At 57.2% G+C, this 16,844-nt stretch carries 18 protein-coding genes and 2 pseudogenes; 2 read left to right on the plus strand and 18 right to left on the minus strand.

The window, feature by feature from the left end; translation table 11 throughout:
* The 10 genes and pseudogenes from ABEH87_RS11585 to ABEH87_RS11630 all read right to left on the minus strand — a co-directional run.
* A complete protein-coding gene (locus tag ABEH87_RS11585; protein ID WP_346576524.1) occupies positions 1-1,137 on the minus strand; it encodes a phage tail protein in 1,137 nt (378 codons plus the stop codon).
* Positions 1,134-1,742, minus strand: coding sequence for a phage tail protein I (locus ABEH87_RS11590; RefSeq protein WP_346576525.1), 609 nt, complete (start codon positions 1,740-1,742; stop codon positions 1,134-1,136). Before ABEH87_RS11590 ends, ABEH87_RS11585 begins: the two co-directional genes overlap by 4 nt.
* Entirely contained in the window at positions 1,735-2,643 is a 909-nt protein-coding gene (locus ABEH87_RS11595; protein WP_346576526.1) for a baseplate J/gp47 family protein, read from the minus strand. The genes ABEH87_RS11590 and ABEH87_RS11595 overlap by 8 nt, the downstream gene beginning before the upstream one ends.
* Before the next feature lie 2 nt (positions 2,644-2,645).
* On the minus strand, positions 2,646-2,993 hold the full coding sequence (locus ABEH87_RS11600) for a GPW/gp25 family protein (RefSeq protein ID WP_346576697.1): 348 nt from the start codon (positions 2,991-2,993) through the stop codon (positions 2,646-2,648).
* The gene (locus tag ABEH87_RS11605) at positions 2,993-3,583 is read right to left on the minus strand and encodes a phage baseplate assembly protein V (RefSeq protein WP_346576527.1); all 591 of its coding nucleotides are present in this window, start codon (positions 3,581-3,583) and stop codon (positions 2,993-2,995) included. Before ABEH87_RS11605 ends, ABEH87_RS11600 begins: the two co-directional genes overlap by 1 nt.
* A 13-nt stretch (positions 3,584-3,596) precedes the next feature.
* Complete coding sequence (locus ABEH87_RS11610) at positions 3,597-4,061, minus strand: phage tail protein (protein ID WP_346576528.1); 465 nt, start codon at positions 4,059-4,061, stop codon at positions 3,597-3,599.
* A pseudogene (gene lysC, locus ABEH87_RS11615) lies at positions 4,045-4,308 on the minus strand (Rz1-like lysis system protein LysC); the annotation flags it as partial. The gene ABEH87_RS11610 and the pseudogene lysC, both read right to left, overlap by 17 nt.
* A 273-nt stretch (positions 4,309-4,581) precedes the next feature.
* Entirely contained in the window at positions 4,582-5,091 is a 510-nt protein-coding gene (locus ABEH87_RS11620; protein ID WP_346576529.1) for a lysozyme, read from the minus strand.
* Between the two features lie 71 nt (positions 5,092-5,162).
* Positions 5,163-5,366 (minus strand): tail protein X, encoded by a 204-nt coding sequence (locus ABEH87_RS11625; RefSeq protein ID WP_346576530.1) that lies wholly within the window; start codon positions 5,364-5,366, stop codon positions 5,163-5,165.
* A gap of 335 nt (positions 5,367-5,701) precedes the next feature.
* Positions 5,702-5,878: pseudogene (locus ABEH87_RS11630) on the minus strand (DinI family protein); the annotation flags it as partial.
* Between the two features lie 473 nt (positions 5,879-6,351).
* On the opposite strand from ABEH87_RS11630, the gene ABEH87_RS11635 reads away from it, so the two are divergent.
* Positions 6,352-6,966 (plus strand): phage repressor protein CI, encoded by a 615-nt coding sequence (locus ABEH87_RS11635; RefSeq protein WP_346576531.1) that lies wholly within the window; start codon positions 6,352-6,354, stop codon positions 6,964-6,966.
* A gap of 49 nt (positions 6,967-7,015) precedes the next feature.
* Here the strand turns inward: ABEH87_RS11635 and ABEH87_RS11640 are convergent, their stop codons facing one another.
* From ABEH87_RS11640 to idnD, 6 genes are all read right to left on the minus strand, one after another.
* Positions 7,016-8,500 (minus strand): SulP family inorganic anion transporter, encoded by a 1,485-nt coding sequence (locus tag ABEH87_RS11640; RefSeq protein ID WP_346576532.1) that lies wholly within the window; start codon positions 8,498-8,500, stop codon positions 7,016-7,018.
* Positions 8,497-9,123, minus strand: a complete 627-nt coding sequence (locus ABEH87_RS11645; protein ID WP_346576533.1) for a carbonic anhydrase — start codon at positions 9,121-9,123, stop codon at positions 8,497-8,499. Before ABEH87_RS11645 ends, ABEH87_RS11640 begins: the two co-directional genes overlap by 4 nt.
* 445 nt (positions 9,124-9,568) lie before the next feature.
* Positions 9,569-10,564 (minus strand): LacI family DNA-binding transcriptional regulator, encoded by a 996-nt coding sequence (locus ABEH87_RS11650; RefSeq protein WP_346576534.1) that lies wholly within the window; start codon positions 10,562-10,564, stop codon positions 9,569-9,571.
* Between the two features lie 116 nt (positions 10,565-10,680).
* The gene (locus ABEH87_RS11655; protein ID WP_346576535.1) at positions 10,681-12,000 is read right to left on the minus strand and encodes a gluconate:H+ symporter; all 1,320 of its coding nucleotides are present in this window, start codon (positions 11,998-12,000) and stop codon (positions 10,681-10,683) included.
* A 56-nt stretch (positions 12,001-12,056) separates the two neighbouring features.
* Entirely contained in the window at positions 12,057-12,821 is a 765-nt protein-coding gene (gene idnO / locus ABEH87_RS11660) for a gluconate 5-dehydrogenase (protein WP_346576536.1), read from the minus strand.
* A gap of 9 nt (positions 12,822-12,830) precedes the next feature.
* A complete protein-coding gene (gene idnD / locus ABEH87_RS11665; protein ID WP_346576537.1) occupies positions 12,831-13,862 on the minus strand; it encodes an L-idonate 5-dehydrogenase in 1,032 nt (343 codons plus the stop codon).
* Between the two features lie 243 nt (positions 13,863-14,105).
* On the opposite strand from idnD, the gene ABEH87_RS11670 reads away from it, so the two are divergent.
* A complete protein-coding gene (locus tag ABEH87_RS11670; RefSeq protein WP_346576538.1) occupies positions 14,106-16,103 on the plus strand; it encodes an NADPH-dependent 2,4-dienoyl-CoA reductase in 1,998 nt (665 codons plus the stop codon).
* A gap of 36 nt (positions 16,104-16,139) precedes the next feature.
* On the opposite strand, the gene ABEH87_RS11675 is transcribed toward ABEH87_RS11670, so the two are convergent.
* Both ABEH87_RS11675 and ABEH87_RS11680 read right to left on the minus strand, forming a co-directional pair.
* On the minus strand, positions 16,140-16,490 hold the full coding sequence (locus ABEH87_RS11675; RefSeq protein WP_346576539.1) for a winged helix-turn-helix transcriptional regulator: 351 nt from the start codon (positions 16,488-16,490) through the stop codon (positions 16,140-16,142).
* A 4-nt stretch (positions 16,491-16,494) separates the two neighbouring features.
* Positions 16,495-16,776: a hypothetical protein gene (locus ABEH87_RS11680; protein ID WP_346576540.1), complete on the minus strand. Its 282-nt coding sequence runs from the start codon at positions 16,774-16,776 to the stop codon at positions 16,495-16,497.
* Positions 16,777-16,844 lie beyond the last annotated feature (68 nt).

Raw genomic sequence — 16,844 nt, forward strand, 5'->3', positions numbered from 1 at the left:
TTAGTTACCTATCGCAATGACCAGGCCTTTAGCGGCTTCTGGTAAAATTGATGACGTGTATACCCTACGGGCGTACGCGATTATTTGTGTCAGTGACGAATTTTCTAAATCAACACCCCAGGCGGAAATAGAATTAGCTCCCCAAACGTTCGCCCCCGCTTCAACTGCACCGGCAAATAACAGCTTATTTGGGAATGGAACTGGCAGTTGAGCGAAAAGAATTCCGTTTGCTGATGCAGTCCCTCTCACCCACTGAAAAATCAGGCCACCAGGAACATCGGGAATACGAATATAGTCATTCTCTGAGAGAGAACGCTTAGAGAAAATACTCATTATCGCCGCAACAGAAGGAGTCAGTGTTGCACTGGTGCCTGCGGCCATCTCGGCGTTAGTAGCCAGCTTGACAATACCTTTCGCCGCTGTCGTGGCATCAACAACACCAATCTCGTTAAGCGTCGGCTTGTTATTTGGACTCCATACGCGCTGAGGCGTGGTGCCTGGTGCAGTGTCCCAGACCCCCCCTTTAACGGTCAGATTACCTGATAGCTTTGCATCTTCCCCTAAACCAAGGTTTTTTAGAAAATCCGCCACATTCTGGATATCAGCCCCATTTTTGGCTTTATCCATTTTCCCACTGAGTTCCGTCAGCAGGCTGCTTTTCACTTCAATCACCTTATCATCAACGTACTTACGCGTGGCTAACACCACGGAAGGGTCAATTTTTAATGTCACCGCATCCGCGCTATTAACAATAAGGATCATTCTTACCGTTTGAGTCCGGCCGCTGCCTTCCTGTAGCTGGGGTTTATATGTCTCGGCGCAGTTGGCAACGGCAATCAATGCATCATCGGCATCAAAAAGACCTATTTCACGGATCCAGAACCCACCCTCACCTTCAGGAATAATTTGTTCCGCGATAATCTGGCTGCCATTTACCGCATCCACACTCAGCGAATTCAGTGCAGCACGCCGTTTTTCACCAATCAGACTGGTTTGCGTCGCCGTCGGGGACGGTAAAGTCCCGCCCCCGTCACCTACCGCCATCTGGGTTATTTGTAGCTTACTCCCCAATGCTGCGGCATTCGCCAACTTGGCAGCGCCTACGTGAGTTAAAATGGCATAATATTTAGTTGTCATATATTCACTCTCAGGTTGTCAATTACATGTATTGCTGCGCCGGTATAACCCAGACCGCGAGCGGTAATAATTTCCGGTGTATAGGGATAAACGGTCAGTTCATCTCCGCTGTAACAGGCCGCCGCTACCGGCAGCCTGCCGTTAACATCCAGTTGAATAGCCAGACCAATCAAATGACGGGAGCAGGGCTTCGCATCGCTGATTAATCGCTCTAACTCGTTATACATCTCCTCGGTAATACCGTTTTCCACCACGCCGATATCCAGACGGAAGGTGCCGGGCGGCTCGCCGGTCTGCCACCACTCATGAATGTTGATCAGATAGCCCAGCGGCTCGACCACGCGGCGAATGGCGGCGATGGTGCCTTTACGGCGATGAATAAACTGCGAAGAAGCGACCACCGAACGCCTGGTCTCCTCCGGCCAGGTCTGATCCCAGCGGTCAACGGACCAGGCCCAGGCAAGATAGGGCAACAGCTCAACCGGGCAGGTTTGCGGATCCCACAGGGTACGCAGCGGCACAGGCAGTTTTTGCAGGCTGGCACAGGCAGTGGCGGCAGCCACTTCCAGCACGGAGGAGCCGACGGGCAGCAGGCGATCACTCATCGGAGCCTCCGACCCGGATCTGCGTGCCGGTGCACCAGCCCGCCTGGGTTTTATCCAGCACCACATCCTGTGCCGGCTGAGCCAGCGTCACCCGCTGTACACCTTCCACATGCAGCGCGGCGAACAGCGCCGACTGGCGAATATCGCGCCCCAGGCGGGACTGCGCGGTCACAAAGGCCGCCAGCCGTGCCTCTGCTGCCGCGCGGATCGGTTCCGCCTCCGGGCCGGGATAGAGCCAGATCGTCGCATCGACGCTGTACTCAACAATACTGGCCGACTGTACCCTGACAAGGTCCGCCACCGGACGCACGTCCTCATCGTTCAGCGCCGCATTGACGATGGCCAGCAGGTCCGGAGCGGCCTCACCGTGCCCTTCGCGTGACAGGACGGTGATCACCACTTCTGCCGGAGCCGGACTGATCGCACTGACGTCCGCTACCCGCCCGTCGGCGCTGCGCGCATGATATTCGTAGGCGCCCGCCGGGCCTGCCACGCTCAGCCCTTCAAAAGCCTGAGCAATACGCAGGCGGAAGTCGTCATCGCTTTCCATCACTGCGGCGGTCGGCGGCAGCGCGCGGCGGTCTGCCGGAACCCGCACCAGACGGGTGACGCCGTTGTTCACCCCCAGTTGATCGAGGTCGCTGCCGCTGGCAAAGGCCACCATGGTGGCTTTTGCCGCTTCGTTAATGCGCTGGCGCAGGATCAGCTCACGGTAGGCGTTCTCCTGCAGCAGCTTGACGATCGGCTCTGACTCAAGTTCAAGGGTGCGGGTTATCGCCTCCTGCTGTTCAGCGGGATACAGCGATATCAGTCTGGTTTTGCGCTGCTGTAGCAGGGCTTCAAAATCCAGCGCCTCAACAACTTTCGGCGCCGGGAGCTGACTTAAATTAATCGTGGCCATAATCATTCACTCACTGGGATAGAAAGGGTAAAGGGCACCTGGCTAAGGCTGCCCTGGAGATCGATCACCATGCCGCCATCAAATCCGGGCTGATAGCGGATGCTGTCCAGCGCGATACGTGGCTCCCACTGCAGCAGCGCCAGATAGCAGGCCGACATAATTTGCAGGCGCAGCGTCTCGTTCTGCGGCCGGTCGATAAGCATCGACAGCAGCGAACCATAGGAGCGACGCATCACCCGGCTCCCCTGTGGGGTCAGCAAAATATCGCGTACCGACTGACGGATATGGGCCAGATCGCTCAGCGCGGTTCCCCCGTCGCGCTGCATGCCGAGCCAGGTTTCTGTCGTCATCATTGCGGCCCCGCTGTCTGGCTGTTGCCGCTGGAGACGCCCGCATGTACGTGGCTGTGCGCCACAATCCCGTTAGATGAAAAGCGGCCGCCGCTGTGACTGACATCCCCTTTCAGACTGCCGCCGTCGGTGAGCTCGAAGGTTTTAGCTTTCAACTGCCGGGTACACTCCACCAGCGGCGCATCAAGGGTGATTTTTACCGCAGCCTGAATGCTGGCCGACTGGATACCGCTGGCCGTCAGCGCCCCGTTTTCCGGTTCATAGCTCAGCTGCGCACCGTCGGGAAATGCCCAGTGCACCGCATGCTGAGAGGCGGAAGGTGCCGGGAAGGCATCCGAAAAAATCCCCGGCAGCACAAAGGCGGTGTTCAGCTCGCCGCTCAGCGCCAGCAGCAGTACCTGCTCGCCCTTTGACGGCGCATGCCAGCTGCGCACCTGGCCCGCGCTTCCGCTCAGCCACGGTAACCAGGCAGTGAGGTTCCCCTCGCTCTGTACCCGGCACAGCCCGCGCGCGGTATCCACATCGCTGACCGTGCCGATACGCAGCAGGTTGTGCAGCTGGCGTCGGGTCTCGACAACAAATTCATTCATAACGCTCTCCTCTTTATCCTGAGATGGCGGGCCATTCACTGACCAGCTGTTGGTTGATGTAGAGCCGCCACGGGCGGGAAACGGCCTCCGGCTCAGGGGGTTCCGGCAGATGGGTGACGTGAAGTGCGCCGTCGTCTTCACTGACCAGCACGCGTTCGGTCAGCGCGATGGCAACGGTAAAATCGCCGTTCGCGCTGTGGCTGAACACTATGCCGCTCTCGCGTTTCTGCGCGGTGGTCATCAGGTCTGGCTGGTTTTCCCGCAGCCACAGCAGCAGAGAGACCACCAGCACATCACTGTCATCTCCGGCCTCGCTGAGGGTAATGCGCAGCGGATACTGATACTCAAAACTCAGAGACGTGGCCGGGGTGCAGACCACCCTTCCCTGTTCCAGCGCGATCGTCAGCCGTTCCGGGCGATCCCGGAGTTGCGGAACGCGGGCCAGCAACATCTCGCGCAGCTGTGTGGGTTTTAACATCGTGTTGCTCCTGACACTGTTTAATGGTTTCGACTTGCAGGCCGCACGTCAGCAGCGCCTGCTCCAGCTGGCGGATCGCGGTCAGCAGATCCCCCTGCGTCACCGGCTGGCTTGCCGGTATCCTGCAGCTGCTGACGACGGGACAGCCACGCCAGATAATCGTCGGGGCTGGCGAAGGCGGGGTGCTGCTGCAGGCGGATAATCCCGTCAGGCAGAGCAGCATCGCTCCAGTTCTGTAAAGTCTCATCGCTGTGTATAACCCTCTGATCGTTAAGCTGCTGGTTCATGGTCAGTTCACCGGCCCTGAGCAGTGACTGCCGCAGTGCCCGTTCGGCTTCGGCCTGTCGGCCCTGCTCTGCCTGTAGCTGGCCGATCGTCTCTTCACGCTGTTCCACCCCGGCACTGAGTAGCGCATTCGCCCGCTGCAGCGCGGTGCGTTCACCCTCAAGGTGCGCCAGATAACGACTCTCTGCGACCAGCGCCATCAGCAGCGTCAGCAGCAGAGTGATCAGCAGGCGGTTCATGGCACCCCCTTCAGGCACAGAGCGCGTTCGGCGGCTCTGCGCGTCTCAAGCCCTTTAGTGCGAACGCCTGCCACATACACCCAGCGCATCAGCTGATCGCAGGCGTCATGCCACTGCTGCTGATTAATCAGCCGGGCATAGCTGGAACCACAGACCGCACCGACGCCGACGTTAAAGGCGAAGGAAACCGTGGCGTCATACACCCCCTGCGGCATCGTCACCGGCATACAGCGGGCAATGCCGCTCTCCACCCGCTGCACGTCATCAATCAGGTTGATCGCCACCTGGCGTTCATTCACCTCCGTGTCTGGCTTCACGCCGCGGGTATGCCCGATACCGCTGGTCCAGACGCCGGCGCTGCACTGATACGGCGAGGTGCGGCAGCCTTCGGCATTGGCCAGCAGCAACAGCCCTTCGCTGGAGATACGCAGTCTGGAAAAGGATGGAAGTGAAATAGCCATGGCCAGCACCACCAGCACCGCACACTGCTTAACCGGTATATTCATGAGAATTCCTGTTTATTTTCAGTCAATTAAAACCACTACCATCCGCATATCGTGATCAGGCACTGTTCCGGTTAGCTCCACAGGTTGAGCGTTTCATGGGTGGCTGACAGCGACAGCACCGGCAGCTCTACCGGATAGCCATGAGGCAGTCGCGCTCCCTGCTCTGCCAGCCCGTTATTGGCGGCATAAACCTGTTCCAGCACCTGCTGCGTGCGGCCGTAGTGGCGAAAGCAGATCTCATCGACGCTGTCGTCCTGCAGGGCATAAATTTTCATGTTTCACTCTCCCGTTACGGATATTGCGATAATCGAAAAGGCCCAGAGAGTTGTGGTGACGTCGCCGCAATCTCGCTCTGCCGGGTAACCACAGTCAGTGTGCGTTTTCGCTCCAGCGGTCTCAATTTGCGGCTGTTGTAGGGGAAATGTGACAACGTGAACCCATCAGACAGGGTGAATGGCGGGCAGAGAGGGCAAAAAAAAACCCCCAGGAGGGGGCTTTCGCAGAACTTTGCACAGAGGGGGTTTAGAATCCTTTCCGGGTGCACAAAGGCCTGGATAGATGGCGACGTCAGGCGACCAGCAGAGCCGGTAAAACCTTATCGCTCGGGGTTAGGGGGGGAAAAGACCACCGAGAACTGAGCGTTTTTAAGCTCCATTCCGCTGGCAATATCCGCGATCAAGTGCAGTGCTATCTCACGGTCCCTCTCCCGGCAAACCCCTTCAGAGGTTAATCTTGCTATCAGTTCCACGCGTTCCAGAATCACTTTTTCGGCTAATTCTTTGTCCACAACTCCCCCTCCATTTTACTGTACGCATATACAGTACCATAGCATTTACCAATAAGAAAAGTATTTTAACCCTATCAGTAACAATGCTTATCACCATGATAAATATCATATTAATCCATAAAGCAGATAAGTCCTTCCCGTTACCATTAGCGGGATCAGTACCCGGCATACGGGGCAGAACGCAGGGGCTGACCGTGTAACGAGTCGGGGCTACACATTGAATTCGTTAATGTGACTGACGGTCGCAGGCGGGTGGCTGATGTGTCAGAAGACGGCAAAATACGCTCACTGACTTATTCACTAAAGATGAATAACCCCGGATGCATGATGAGATATGCAGGTATACTGGTTGTAATAGCCCCCATCATCGGGCAAAATCTTAGGTCTTCGTCCCGGCCACCGCCCTGATATTCCCAAAAAACTACAATGAAAATTGTACATTCACTAAAAGTGAAATAGCAAGGAGTTTTAGATTGAGCCTACAAATCGACTTCCAGAGTGGGGCAAAAGAGGTACTGGATCGGGTTCTCCAGGCTTACGGATTTACCACTAAACTGGCGCTGGCTGAACACCTTGGTATTGCCAGCAGTAGCCTTGCTAACCGCTACTCGCGCGGCTATTTTCCTTCCGATATTGTGATTCGCTGCATGGCAGATACGCAGGTCTCGCTGCAGTGGCTGGCAACCGGCGAGGGCGCAGGCCCCGCAGACGCCCCGCAGGAAAACCCGTCAGCGCTGTCACAAAATGTGAATTTACTCTCGCTTGCGCGTCAGCGGCTTGATGGTGGAAAACTGACCGTGCTGGCTGACATTGCGCTGGAGGCGGCCTTTTTTGACACCCTGCCCGTCCCCCTTATTCAGCCACTGATGGTGATTGACGGCAGCCAGCAGTTTATTGCCGAGCAGACCTTCGGTGAGATCCTCGACGGTGACTGGCTGGTATCGCTGGAAGGACAGGTCAGTATCCGCAGTCTGACGCGCATTCCGCCCGGACGCGTGCGGGTAGCCAACGCTCAGCAGCAGTTTGAGTGCGGGCTGAATGAGATCACTCCGCTGGCTCACATTGTGCTTGCCTGCCGCCCGGTGTAGCAGACGCAACGCAGAACCAGGCCACATCCAGTGGCCTGGTCAATACTTTTCAGGTCGGAGCCAGCTTGACCGGCCACTGATTCAGCTTGATCCCTCGTTTCTTTGCGCCCTCTCCGAAGTCCTGAAGCAGGGCTTTGACGTCCGGATCGATATATTCCGCATTATCATGATCGACGATCACCACGCTGTTCTCCGGGATCTCTGCCAGCAGTCCCTTCAGACGCGGATTATGCATAAAGGTCAGATTCTGCTGGAAGCGCAGAACATAGTGGTCGTCATAGCGCGTCAGCAGCATGGCGTTGCGGTGGCTTTTATAGATGCTGAACAGGATCTGGGTCGCCAGACCAATGCCGATCCCGGCCAGCATGCCGAAAATCAGAATGCCGCCAACCGTTGCGAGGAACGGCACCGACTGCGGAACGCCCTGGCGGATCTGCGAGACAAACAGAGCCGGCGTGGCCAGTTTGTAGCCGGTGTACAGCAGCACCGCTGCCAGACTGGCCAGCGGAATGGCGTTCAGCACCCCGCTAAACCACAGCCCGCATACCAGCAGCAGTACCCCGTGGATCAGGATCGACAGTTTGCTCTGCGCACCCGCACTGACGTTCACCGAACTGCGCACAATCACCGCGGTGATCGGCAGGCCCCCAAGAAAGCCGGAGAGCGCATTCCCGATCCCCTGCGCCCGCATCTCTTTATCCGGGGAAGGTGCCGGATGCTGCGGGCGCAGTTTTTTCAGCGCTTCCTGGCTGAGCAGCGTTTCCAGGCTGGCCACAATCGCCAGCGTCACGGCAACCACGTAAACCGCCGGGTTCTGCCACGCCAGCCAGTCCGGCCGCTCCAGTTCACCGGTCAGGGCGGTAATGCTGTCAAATGAAGGCAGCGAAATTCGCGGCAGGTTCGCCGCGATATCAGGAAAATAGCGCCCGCCGAGTACCGTCGCCAGACAGCCCAGCAGGACCGCCATCAGCGGGCCTGGCATCCAGCCCAGCCAGCGGTTACGTTTCACCGCCGGAGTGGTCCATAGCCACAGTACCAGCAGTCCGGCACAGGCCACGCTGACGGCCGGCAGAGAGATATTGATCGACCCGCCGCTAAGCAGTGACGCCAGATCGCTTTCGCCCGCTGCGCCGAGAGCGACCGGGATTTGCTGAATAATCAGCAGGATGCCGATCGCTGCCAGCATGCCTTTGATCACGCTTCCCGGCACCAGAGAGATAAAACGCCCGGCCCGCAGCGCCCCCATCAGGAACTGCAGCACACCGGCGATCATCAGCGCCAGCAGCAGCGCAGAAAACGATCCAAGGGTTTCAATCGCGCCGGTGACGATAGTCACCAGCCCGGCCGCCGGACCGCTGACGGCAAACTTCGACGGGCTGAAGGTGGTGACCACCAGCCCCCCCACCACGCCGGTGAGCAGCCCGACGAAAGGCGGCAGCCCGCTGGCCTGGGCAATCCCCAGACAAAGCGGCAGCGCCACCAGAAACACCACCAGCCCGGCGGGAATATCCTGACGCAACGTGTTCAGATTCATACGCAGCCCTCTTCGTTCTGTTGCTGGATCAACTCCTTCAGATGCCCGCTGTGCAGATCGTACACGCAGCCGAAGAGATCCAGCGCCACCCCTTCACGCCAGGCTTTGACTACCGGTCCGGTATTGACCAGCTGGCTGAACTGCGCCAGCACGTTGGCCTCTACCAGGCGGTTCAGATGCGCGCCCTGTTCTTCTTCAGCGCTGAGCGGAGCAAGCGCAGGCGACAGCGCGTGACGCAGCTGGGTGATACGCCGTGCCAGCGCGGAGTTTTCATCCCCCAGAGGAATGTCCGGCAGCGTCAGTGCCGCCTGAACGCCGCCGCAGCCGTAGTGGCCGCAGAGAACGATGCGGGAAACCTTCAGATATTCAATCGCATACTGCAATACGCTCATAAAGTTGTCGTCATCGCTGACCACCATATTGGCAATATTCCGATGGACAAACAGCTCACCGGGGTGTGCGCCGGTCAGCACCTCGGCCGGGACGCGGCTGTCAGAACAGCCAATCCATAAAGAGTGGGGCTGCTGCCCGTCCACATTTTGCCGGAAATAGTGCGGATCACGTTGGCGTCGCTGTAATGCCCAACTGCGGTTTTTCGCTAACAGGGGTTTTAGGGTCGTCAAAATAGACTCTCTCTTCCGGGAAAACTAAGAAATAAGTTCTAACATCTTAGTTAACCCAAAGTGATTAAGATTAATCTTAACTGACAGTAAATAATCTATTTGTAAGGTTAATTAAATTTACTTTATTTACGGCGAATATTTGGGCACGAGGAAAGGGATAAGAAAAACTTATTACCCCTAAAGATACAGTGAATAAATTTATCGTAAAATCCTTTAAAATCATATATTTAAATTAAATAAATTAATTATAAAAGCAGCGCGGTAATTAAAGATTCGCGTCTCCATTTGGTATCGATATCTCATTAAACAGGCACTCACAAAGACACGTTAATTATCGCCACACCGACAATTTCATTATCTCACTGCTGCCACTGGATTAATTATATCGTTTCCGGAGTTATCAGTTAATGTCAGCAGACAATACAATATTTAAACTAATTTACATTCAGATGGTTTCACCCATAAAGATTTGATAACTGAGATCCACTGAATCAGCGGAGAACCGGCTGTCACCAATTTTTTTCAGCAGCAGCTCCGCCGCCGTGTAACCGATGGCGTAGCGCGGGGTAATGACGCTGGCCATCGTCGGGTACATCTCACGGCTGATATCCAGCCCGTGAAACCCGGCAATGGCAATCCGACCCGGTACGGCAATGCCGTGGCGCTGACAGTGCAGCAGTGCGCCCAGCGACAGATCGTCATTGGTACAGAATATCGCATCCAGATCGGGGAACTGCTCCAGCGCGCTGGCCAGCATCGCCGCCCCCAGCTTCTGCGAAGAGATCGCTTTCGGATTAACGCGCTGGCCCACGCCGCCGCGCTCCTCCATCGCCTGACAGTAGCCGCGATAGCGGAATTCATCGCGCCGGTCATCCTGTGAACCAAAGTAGATCACCCGCCTGCGGCCCTGATCGAGCAGCGTGCGCGTCATATCGTACCCGGCGCTGAAGTTGTTAAACCCCACCTGCATATCCAGGCAGGTGCCCTGGGTGTCCATGACTTCGACAATCGGGATCTGCGCCGCCCGCAGGTACTTCACCGCACGCAGGGTGTGATCCTTTTCGCTGAGGATAATGCCGTCAATATTGTAGGAGAGCAGATTGATGATCTGCTCCTCCTCCGTCTGTTTGTCATAGTTATAGTTGGCGATCAGCGTCTGATAGCGCCCTTCCTGAGTGGCCGCCTCAATCCCGCTGAGGAGATCGGCAAAGATCTGGTTTTTGAACGAGGGGATCAGCACGCCCAGGGTGTAGCTCTTCGAATTGAGCAGCATCTCCGGGGCACGGTTAGGAATGTAGTTAATTTCTTCAATAATCTGCGCGATCTTCGCCCCGGTTTCCGGCGACACGCGGTCAGGCGTACGCAGATAGCGACTGACGGTCATTTTGGTCACGCCCGCCAGCGTGGCGATGTCCTGCAGGGAGATTCGGTGCGCGCGCATCAGGATTCCGTTATTCAATGTGAAAAGGGGCGACCAGAAAAGCGGTCGCCCCTACAGAAGAATTTGCATAATAGGTAGGGGCGGACCCTCTTTTTCGGTCCGCCCGCAGCGTTAGATTAATGAATAATCGCGTTCAGAATCAATACGCCAGCCAGGCCGAGGAAGGAAATCAGCGTTTCCATAACCGTCCAGGTTTTCAGCGTCTCAATGACGCTCAGGTTAAAGTAACCTTTAAACAGCCAGAAGCCCGGATCGTTCACGTGGGAAGCAATTACGCTGCCGGAACCGACCGCCAGTACCATCAGTGCCGGGTCGGCGTGAGTGATGGCGATAATCGGCGTCACAATCCCCGCCGTGGTAATCGCCGCCACAGTCGCCGAGCCGAGAGCGATACGCAGCATCGCGGCGACCGTCCAGCACATCAGTAGTGGAGAGAGCGAAGAGCCTTTCATCATGTTGGCGATGTAGTCACCCACGCCGCTGTCCACCAGCACCTGCTTAAAGGCACCGCCGCCGGCAATGATAAAGACGATCATGGCGATAGCCGCGATGGAGGAACCGCACATCTCCATCACTTCTTCCATTTTACGGCCGTTGCGCAGGCCGAGAGTAAACACCGCAATCACCACCGAGATAAACAGGGCGACCGCCGGGTTACCGACAAACTCGAAGAACTGGCGCAGCACGTTCTCTTTCGGCGTGGTCAGCTCAAACACCGCTGCCACCGCCATCAGGATCACCGGGATCACCGCAGCGAAGATGCTGGTCCAGAAGCCCGGCATTTCGTGGTCTTCAAAGATTTTCGGGTTATACAGCCCTTCCGGCGGCGATTTTTCAAAACCTTTGAGGAATTTTGAGAAGATCGGACCGGCGATAATCACCGTCGGAATGGTGATGATCATGCCGTACAGCAGCGTGGTGCCGAGGTTGGCTCCGAAGATGGTGGCAATGGCGGTCGGGCCTGGATGCGGCGGCAGGAAGCAGTGCGTCACAGACAGCGCGGCCACCATCGGCAGGCCGACGTACAGCATCGGCATGCCGGAGGCCGCCACAACGGTAAATACCAGCGGCAGCAGCAGCACAAAGCCAATTTCGTAGAACATCGCCAGACCAACAATCAGTCCGGTGACCATCAGCGCCCACTGCACGCGCTGTTTACCAAAGGAGGCAATCAGCGTGGTCGCGACGCGCTGCGCGGCCCCGGTATCTGACACCAGCTTACCGAGCATCGCCCCGAAGCCTAATATCAGCGCGAGGCTGCCGAGCGTACCGCCCACCCCTTTCTGAATCGAGGCGATGACCGCCAGCGGCGTCATCCCTTCCGCCATGCCGACCACGGCAGAGACAAATATCAATGCGATAAAGCCGTTGACCTTGAAAACGATCATCAGCACCAGCAGCAGGATTACGCCAATAGCTATTATTGTAATGGGCATAAAGCACTTCCTATAAAAGTAGAGGTACAGGTGAATTCAGTAATAAGTTGTAGCCGCTATACTGCGACGCGCATGCCACCATCCACGAAAAGTAAGTGGCCGTTCACAAAATCAGAGGCTTTCGACGCCAGGAATACCGCCGCCCCGATCAACTCCTCCGGGTTACCCCAGCGCGCCGCCGGGGTGCGCTTGCACAGCCATGAGGTGAAGGCTTCGTCATCCGCCAGTGCCTGGGTCATTTCCGTTTTGAAATAGCCCGGCGCAATGCCGTTGACCTGAATATTGTGGCGCGCCAGCTCAACGCACATTCCGCGCGTTAGCATGGTCACCGCCCCTTTCGACGCGGCGTAAGGGGTAATGGTGTCGCGGCCCAGTTCGCTCTGCATCGAACCGATATTGATGATTTTTCCTTTCTGGCGCGTCACCATCTGGCGGGCTACGGCCTGCGAGACAAGGAACACCGCCGTCTGGTTGACCGCAATGACATCGTTCCAGTCCTGCTCCGGGAATTCGAGGAACGGACGGCGGCGCTGAATACCGGCGTTATTGACCAGCACGTCAATCGGGCCGATTTCGCTCTCGATTTTAGCTACTGCGGCATTCACTTCAGCAGACTGAGTGACGTTAAAGGCCACCGCGTGCGCCTTAAAGCCCTGCGCTGTCAGTTCAGCGGCGGCTTTATCCGCGCCCTGCTGCGTGGTGGCATTGATAATCACTTCTGCCCCGGCTTCGGCCAGGCCTTTCGCCATCAGAAAACCGATGCCGCGCCCGGAGCCGGTGATCAGTACACGTTTATTGTCGAGCGAGAAAAGCGTCGTCATGAATATCCCTTAAAAAGTCAGCTGCACTTTGGCGGCTCTGGTCTTATCACCGGCAAACTGCAGTGCCGCATCAATATTCTGGTAGTCGTATTCCCCGCTGAACAGCGGCAGCGGGTTGACGGTGCCGTTACCCAGCCACTCCACGGCGGTGTTAAATTCGCGGGTGAAGCGGAAAGAACCGACCAGGTTGATCTCTTTGGCAATCAGCATCATGATCGGGAAGCCGGGCACGTCGCCCCCCATTCCCACCTGCACCAGCGTCCCTCTGGCGCGCGTTACTTCCAGGCAGCGCGTCAGTGAAGACGGATGGCCGGAAGCTTCAAACGCCACGTCGAAATAACCTTTCTCCGCCAGGTACGGGGTGAAATCGCCGTGAGCGGCGTGGAGGGTGTGGGTGGCGCCCATCGCCACGGCCATCTCCAGCGAGCGCTCGCTGACGTCGGCACAGACCACTTCTGCCGCCCCTTTCGCCTTCGCGGCGGCGGCGATCAGGCAGCCAATCGGACCGACGCCGGAGATAAACACTTTTTTGCCCTGCAAATCCCCGCCCTGATTGGCGGCATGAATACACACCGCCAGCGGCTCTGCAAACACCATCACTTTGTCGTCGGCGGCGTTGTCGTAAGGAATGCACTGGCTGCTGTCGACCACTTTGTACTGCGTGAAGCCACCGTCCACGTGCGGGGTGTACATGGCGCTGCCAAAGAAACGCATGGTGGTGCACTGGTTATCTTCGTCGGCCAGACAGTATTTGCAGGTTCCACACGGCTTCGACGGGTTAACCGCCACTTTCTGGCCCTCTTTTAGCGCCGGGTTATCGCTTTTAACTACCTGTCCGATCACTTCATGACCGAGGATCATCGGCATTTTCACCGCAAAACTGCCGACTTTGCCGTGCTGGTAGTAGTGCAGATCGGAACCGCAGATACCGCCGCGCGTAATGCGCACCAGCGTGCCTTCGCCCTGATAGTTAACCTGCTGGCTGATGACTTCAACCTGTTCTTTACCGTTAATCATGCAGGATTGCGTGATAGTGCTCATGACGTACCTCTAAATGCGTATCAGTTCAGGTGCCTATCAAATCGATATTTAACTTGCAAAACTGTGAATCAGATCACCAAAATTCATGTTACTAAACCAATGTTACGCATAACGTGAAGCAGGTAGCTCTTTCCGGGGCACCTGAATCAGTGGCACGCATCACAAAGCGAATAACTGTACTTTCATCGCGGTCATTTGGCCGCTACAGTTAAACTCATCCGACCACTTCAGGAATCGCTGACGATGAGCGTGTCACTGTTTACCCCCCTGGACCTGGGTTTCACCCAGCTTAAAAACCGTTTTCTGATGGGATCGATGCACACCGGGCTGGAAGAACACCCGGATGGCCCAGCCCGCCTCGCCGCCTTCTACGCGGAACGCGCCCGCGCCGGAGTGGCGCTGATTGTCACCGGTGGGATTGCGCCCTCCCCGGAAGGCGTGGTCAGCAAGGGGGCATCAGTGCTGAATGATGAAGCGCAGCTACCGCACCATCGCCAGGTCACCGACGCGGTGCATCAGGCGGGCGGCAAAATCGCCCTGCAAATTCTGCACGCCGGGCGCTACAGCTATCAGCCTGCGCTGGTCGCGCCTTCCGCTCTCCAGGCCCCGATTAACCCGTTTACTCCGCGTGCGTTAAGCCATGATGACATTGAGCAGCTGATTGCCGATTACGCCCGCTGTGCTCATCTTGCGCAGCAGGCGGGGTATGACGGCGTGGAGATTATGGCGTCGGAAGGCTATCTGATTAACCAGTTCCTGGTGGCGCACACCAACCAGCGCGACGACGAATGGGGCGGCGATGAACCCCGCCGCCAGCGGTTTGCGCTGGCGATCCTGCGGGCGGTGCGCGCCGCCGTTGGCGCGGAGTTTATTATTATCTTCCGCCTGTCGATGCTTGACCTGGTGGAACAGGGCAGCACGCACGAACAGACCATCCGCCTCGCCCAGGCGGTGGAACAGGCAGGTGCAACGCTGATCAATACCGGCATCGGCTGGCATGAGGCGCGTATTCCCACTATCGCCACCGCCGTGCCGCGTGCCGCTTTCGCCTGGGTCACCCGGGCGTTAAAGCAGCATGTCAGCATTCCGCTGATCGCCACCAACCGCATTAACGATTCCGACGTGGCCCAGCGCGTGCTGGACGAAGGCTGCGCCGACATGGTGTCGATGGCGCGCCCGTTCCTCGCCGATGCGGAGTTCGTGCTGAAAGCGCAGCAGGGGCGCAGCGATGAGATCAATACCTGCATCGGCTGTAATCAGGCCTGCCTCGATCAGATCTTCGTCGGCAAGCTGACCTCCTGCCTGGTCAACCCGCGCGCCTGCCATGAGACCAAGCTGGTGATGACGCCCGCGCAGCAGATTAAAAACATTGCGGTGGTCGGTGCCGGGCCAGCCGGGCTGGCGTTTGCTGTTAACGCCGCCCAGCGCGGCCATAAGGTGACGCTGTTTGATGCCCGGCCGGAGACGGGGGGCCAGTTCAACATCGCCCGTCAGATCCCCGGTAAAGAGGAGTTCAGTGAAACGCTGCGCTATTACCGCCGTCAGCTGGAGCTGCATCAGGTGACGCTGCGGCTGAACCACCGTGCCGACGCGGAGGATTTAATTCATTTTGATGAAGTAGTGCTGGCCACCGGCATTGTGCCGCGCACGCCGTCGATTCCCGGTATCGATCATCCTTCGGTGCTGAGTTATTTACAGGTGATCCGCGATAAACATCCCGTCGGTCAGCGCGTGGCGATTATCGGGGCGGGCGGCATTGGTTTTGATACCGCGGAATATCTGGTGGCCGCCCGTCAGGATATCAGTACGTTCTGCCGGGAATGGGGCATCGATCGCACCCTCGCCCAGCCGGGCGGTCTGCTGAAGCCTGAAAGACCGCACGGTGCGCGCCAGCTGTGGCTGTTACAGCGCAGGCCCGGTAAACCCGGTGCCGGGCTGGCAAAAACCACCGGCTGGATCCATCGCGCCAGCCTGCAGATGCACGGCGTACAGATGTGGGGCAGCGTTGAGTATCTGCGAATTGATGATGAGGGGCTGCATATTCTGCGCGACGGCGAACCGCAGCTGCTGGCGGTAGATAACGTGGTGATCTGCGCCGGACAGGAACCGGATCGCCGTCTGGCTGACGCCCTGGCAGCGCACGGGATAAGGGCGCATATTATCGGCGGCGCAGACAGGGCAGAAGAGCTGGATGCCAGACGGGCAATTGCCCAGGGCACAAAGCTGGCGCTGGGGATTTGATGAAAACCGACGGATGGACCGGAGAAAAGGTCCGTCCTACGCGACGGCCCGCCGCAGTGAGAAATCAAAACGTATTTCATCAAACGGAAACTGGATCCCGTCGGGGCCATGTTCAATCACGCCGTGGCTAAGCAGCTTCTTCACGTCAGTATGTACGCCTTTAATATCTCTGCCGACGCGTCGTGCGACTTCTCTGACCGACAGATTACCAGCCCCCGTCATGGCGTTAAGGATGTTCATGCATTTTGGCGTCAGCACTTTATGCAGTAGATCCCAACTGGTGAAAGAGAGGAAATCACCGCGCGCCTTCCCATCGCCGCTGATTGCTGCCAGCGTCTGGCGCTGCGTCTCTTCAACAGTACAAACATCGATAATTAGTGTTTTCATGGCATTACCTCTTGAAGTTATTCACATCATTCCAGAAAGCAGAGAGCAGGACGCACTGCCCATCGACAACACAGGCCAGACGATATTTGTAACCATGCTGGCTAGCTGGAACAGGAGGAGCGACCTCCCAGACAACAATTTCAACAACCGCGTTATCATCAATAAATTGACGTATTCTGATTAGCTGCTTTGCGACCATCGGGATATCCTTTCCGCTTTCAGGCGTTGTAAACAATACCAACACACCTGTTCGTTGTAAAACATTCCAACGCATATTTGTGAGCATTTCACATCTTGCGGGCGGACCGAAAAAGAGGGTCCGCCCCTACAACAGTCTGCTGTCATCTTGTCGCC

The sequence above is a fragment of the Erwinia sp. Eh17-17 genome, assembly GCF_039675725.1.
In the GTDB taxonomy this organism is placed as follows: domain Bacteria; phylum Pseudomonadota; class Gammaproteobacteria; order Enterobacterales; family Enterobacteriaceae; genus Erwinia.

Bases quoted from the DNA above. Each gene is read 5' to 3' on its own strand.
- ABEH87_RS11650 (WP_346576534.1), bottom strand. From the start codon at position 10,564: ATGCGCGCGCACCGAATCTCCCTGCAGGACATCGCCACGCTGGCGGGC.
- ABEH87_RS11605 (WP_346576527.1), bottom strand. From the start codon at position 3,583: ATGAATGAATTTGTTGTCGAGACCCGACGCCAGCTGCACAACCTGCTG.
- ABEH87_RS11675 (WP_346576539.1), bottom strand. From the start codon at position 16,490: ATGAAAACACTAATTATCGATGTTTGTACTGTTGAAGAGACGCAGCGC.
- ABEH87_RS11680 (WP_346576540.1), bottom strand. From the start codon at position 16,776: ATGCTCACAAATATGCGTTGGAATGTTTTACAACGAACAGGTGTGTTG.
- ABEH87_RS11585 (WP_346576524.1), bottom strand. From the start codon at position 1,137: ATGACAACTAAATATTATGCCATTTTAACTCACGTAGGCGCTGCCAAG.
- ABEH87_RS11640 (WP_346576532.1), bottom strand. From the start codon at position 8,500: ATGAATCTGAACACGTTGCGTCAGGATATTCCCGCCGGGCTGGTGGTG.
- idnD (WP_346576537.1), bottom strand. From the start codon at position 13,862: ATGAGCACTATCACGCAATCCTGCATGATTAACGGTAAAGAACAGGTT.
- ABEH87_RS11610 (WP_346576528.1), bottom strand. From the start codon at position 4,061: ATGTTAAAACCCACACAGCTGCGCGAGATGTTGCTGGCCCGCGTTCCG.
- ABEH87_RS11595 (WP_346576526.1), bottom strand. From the start codon at position 2,643: ATGGCCACGATTAATTTAAGTCAGCTCCCGGCGCCGAAAGTTGTTGAG.
- ABEH87_RS11590 (WP_346576525.1), bottom strand. From the start codon at position 1,742: ATGAGTGATCGCCTGCTGCCCGTCGGCTCCTCCGTGCTGGAAGTGGCT.
- ABEH87_RS11600 (WP_346576697.1), bottom strand. From the start codon at position 2,993: ATGACGACAGAAACCTGGCTCGGCATGCAGCGCGACGGGGGAACCGCG.
- ABEH87_RS11655 (WP_346576535.1), bottom strand. From the start codon at position 12,000: ATGCCCATTACAATAATAGCTATTGGCGTAATCCTGCTGCTGGTGCTG.
- ABEH87_RS11620 (WP_346576529.1), bottom strand. From the start codon at position 5,091: ATGAATATACCGGTTAAGCAGTGTGCGGTGCTGGTGGTGCTGGCCATG.
- ABEH87_RS11625 (WP_346576530.1), bottom strand. From the start codon at position 5,366: ATGAAAATTTATGCCCTGCAGGACGACAGCGTCGATGAGATCTGCTTT.
- idnO (WP_346576536.1), bottom strand. From the start codon at position 12,821: ATGACGACGCTTTTCTCGCTCGACAATAAACGTGTACTGATCACCGGC.
- ABEH87_RS11670 (WP_346576538.1), top strand. From the start codon at position 14,106: ATGAGCGTGTCACTGTTTACCCCCCTGGACCTGGGTTTCACCCAGCTT.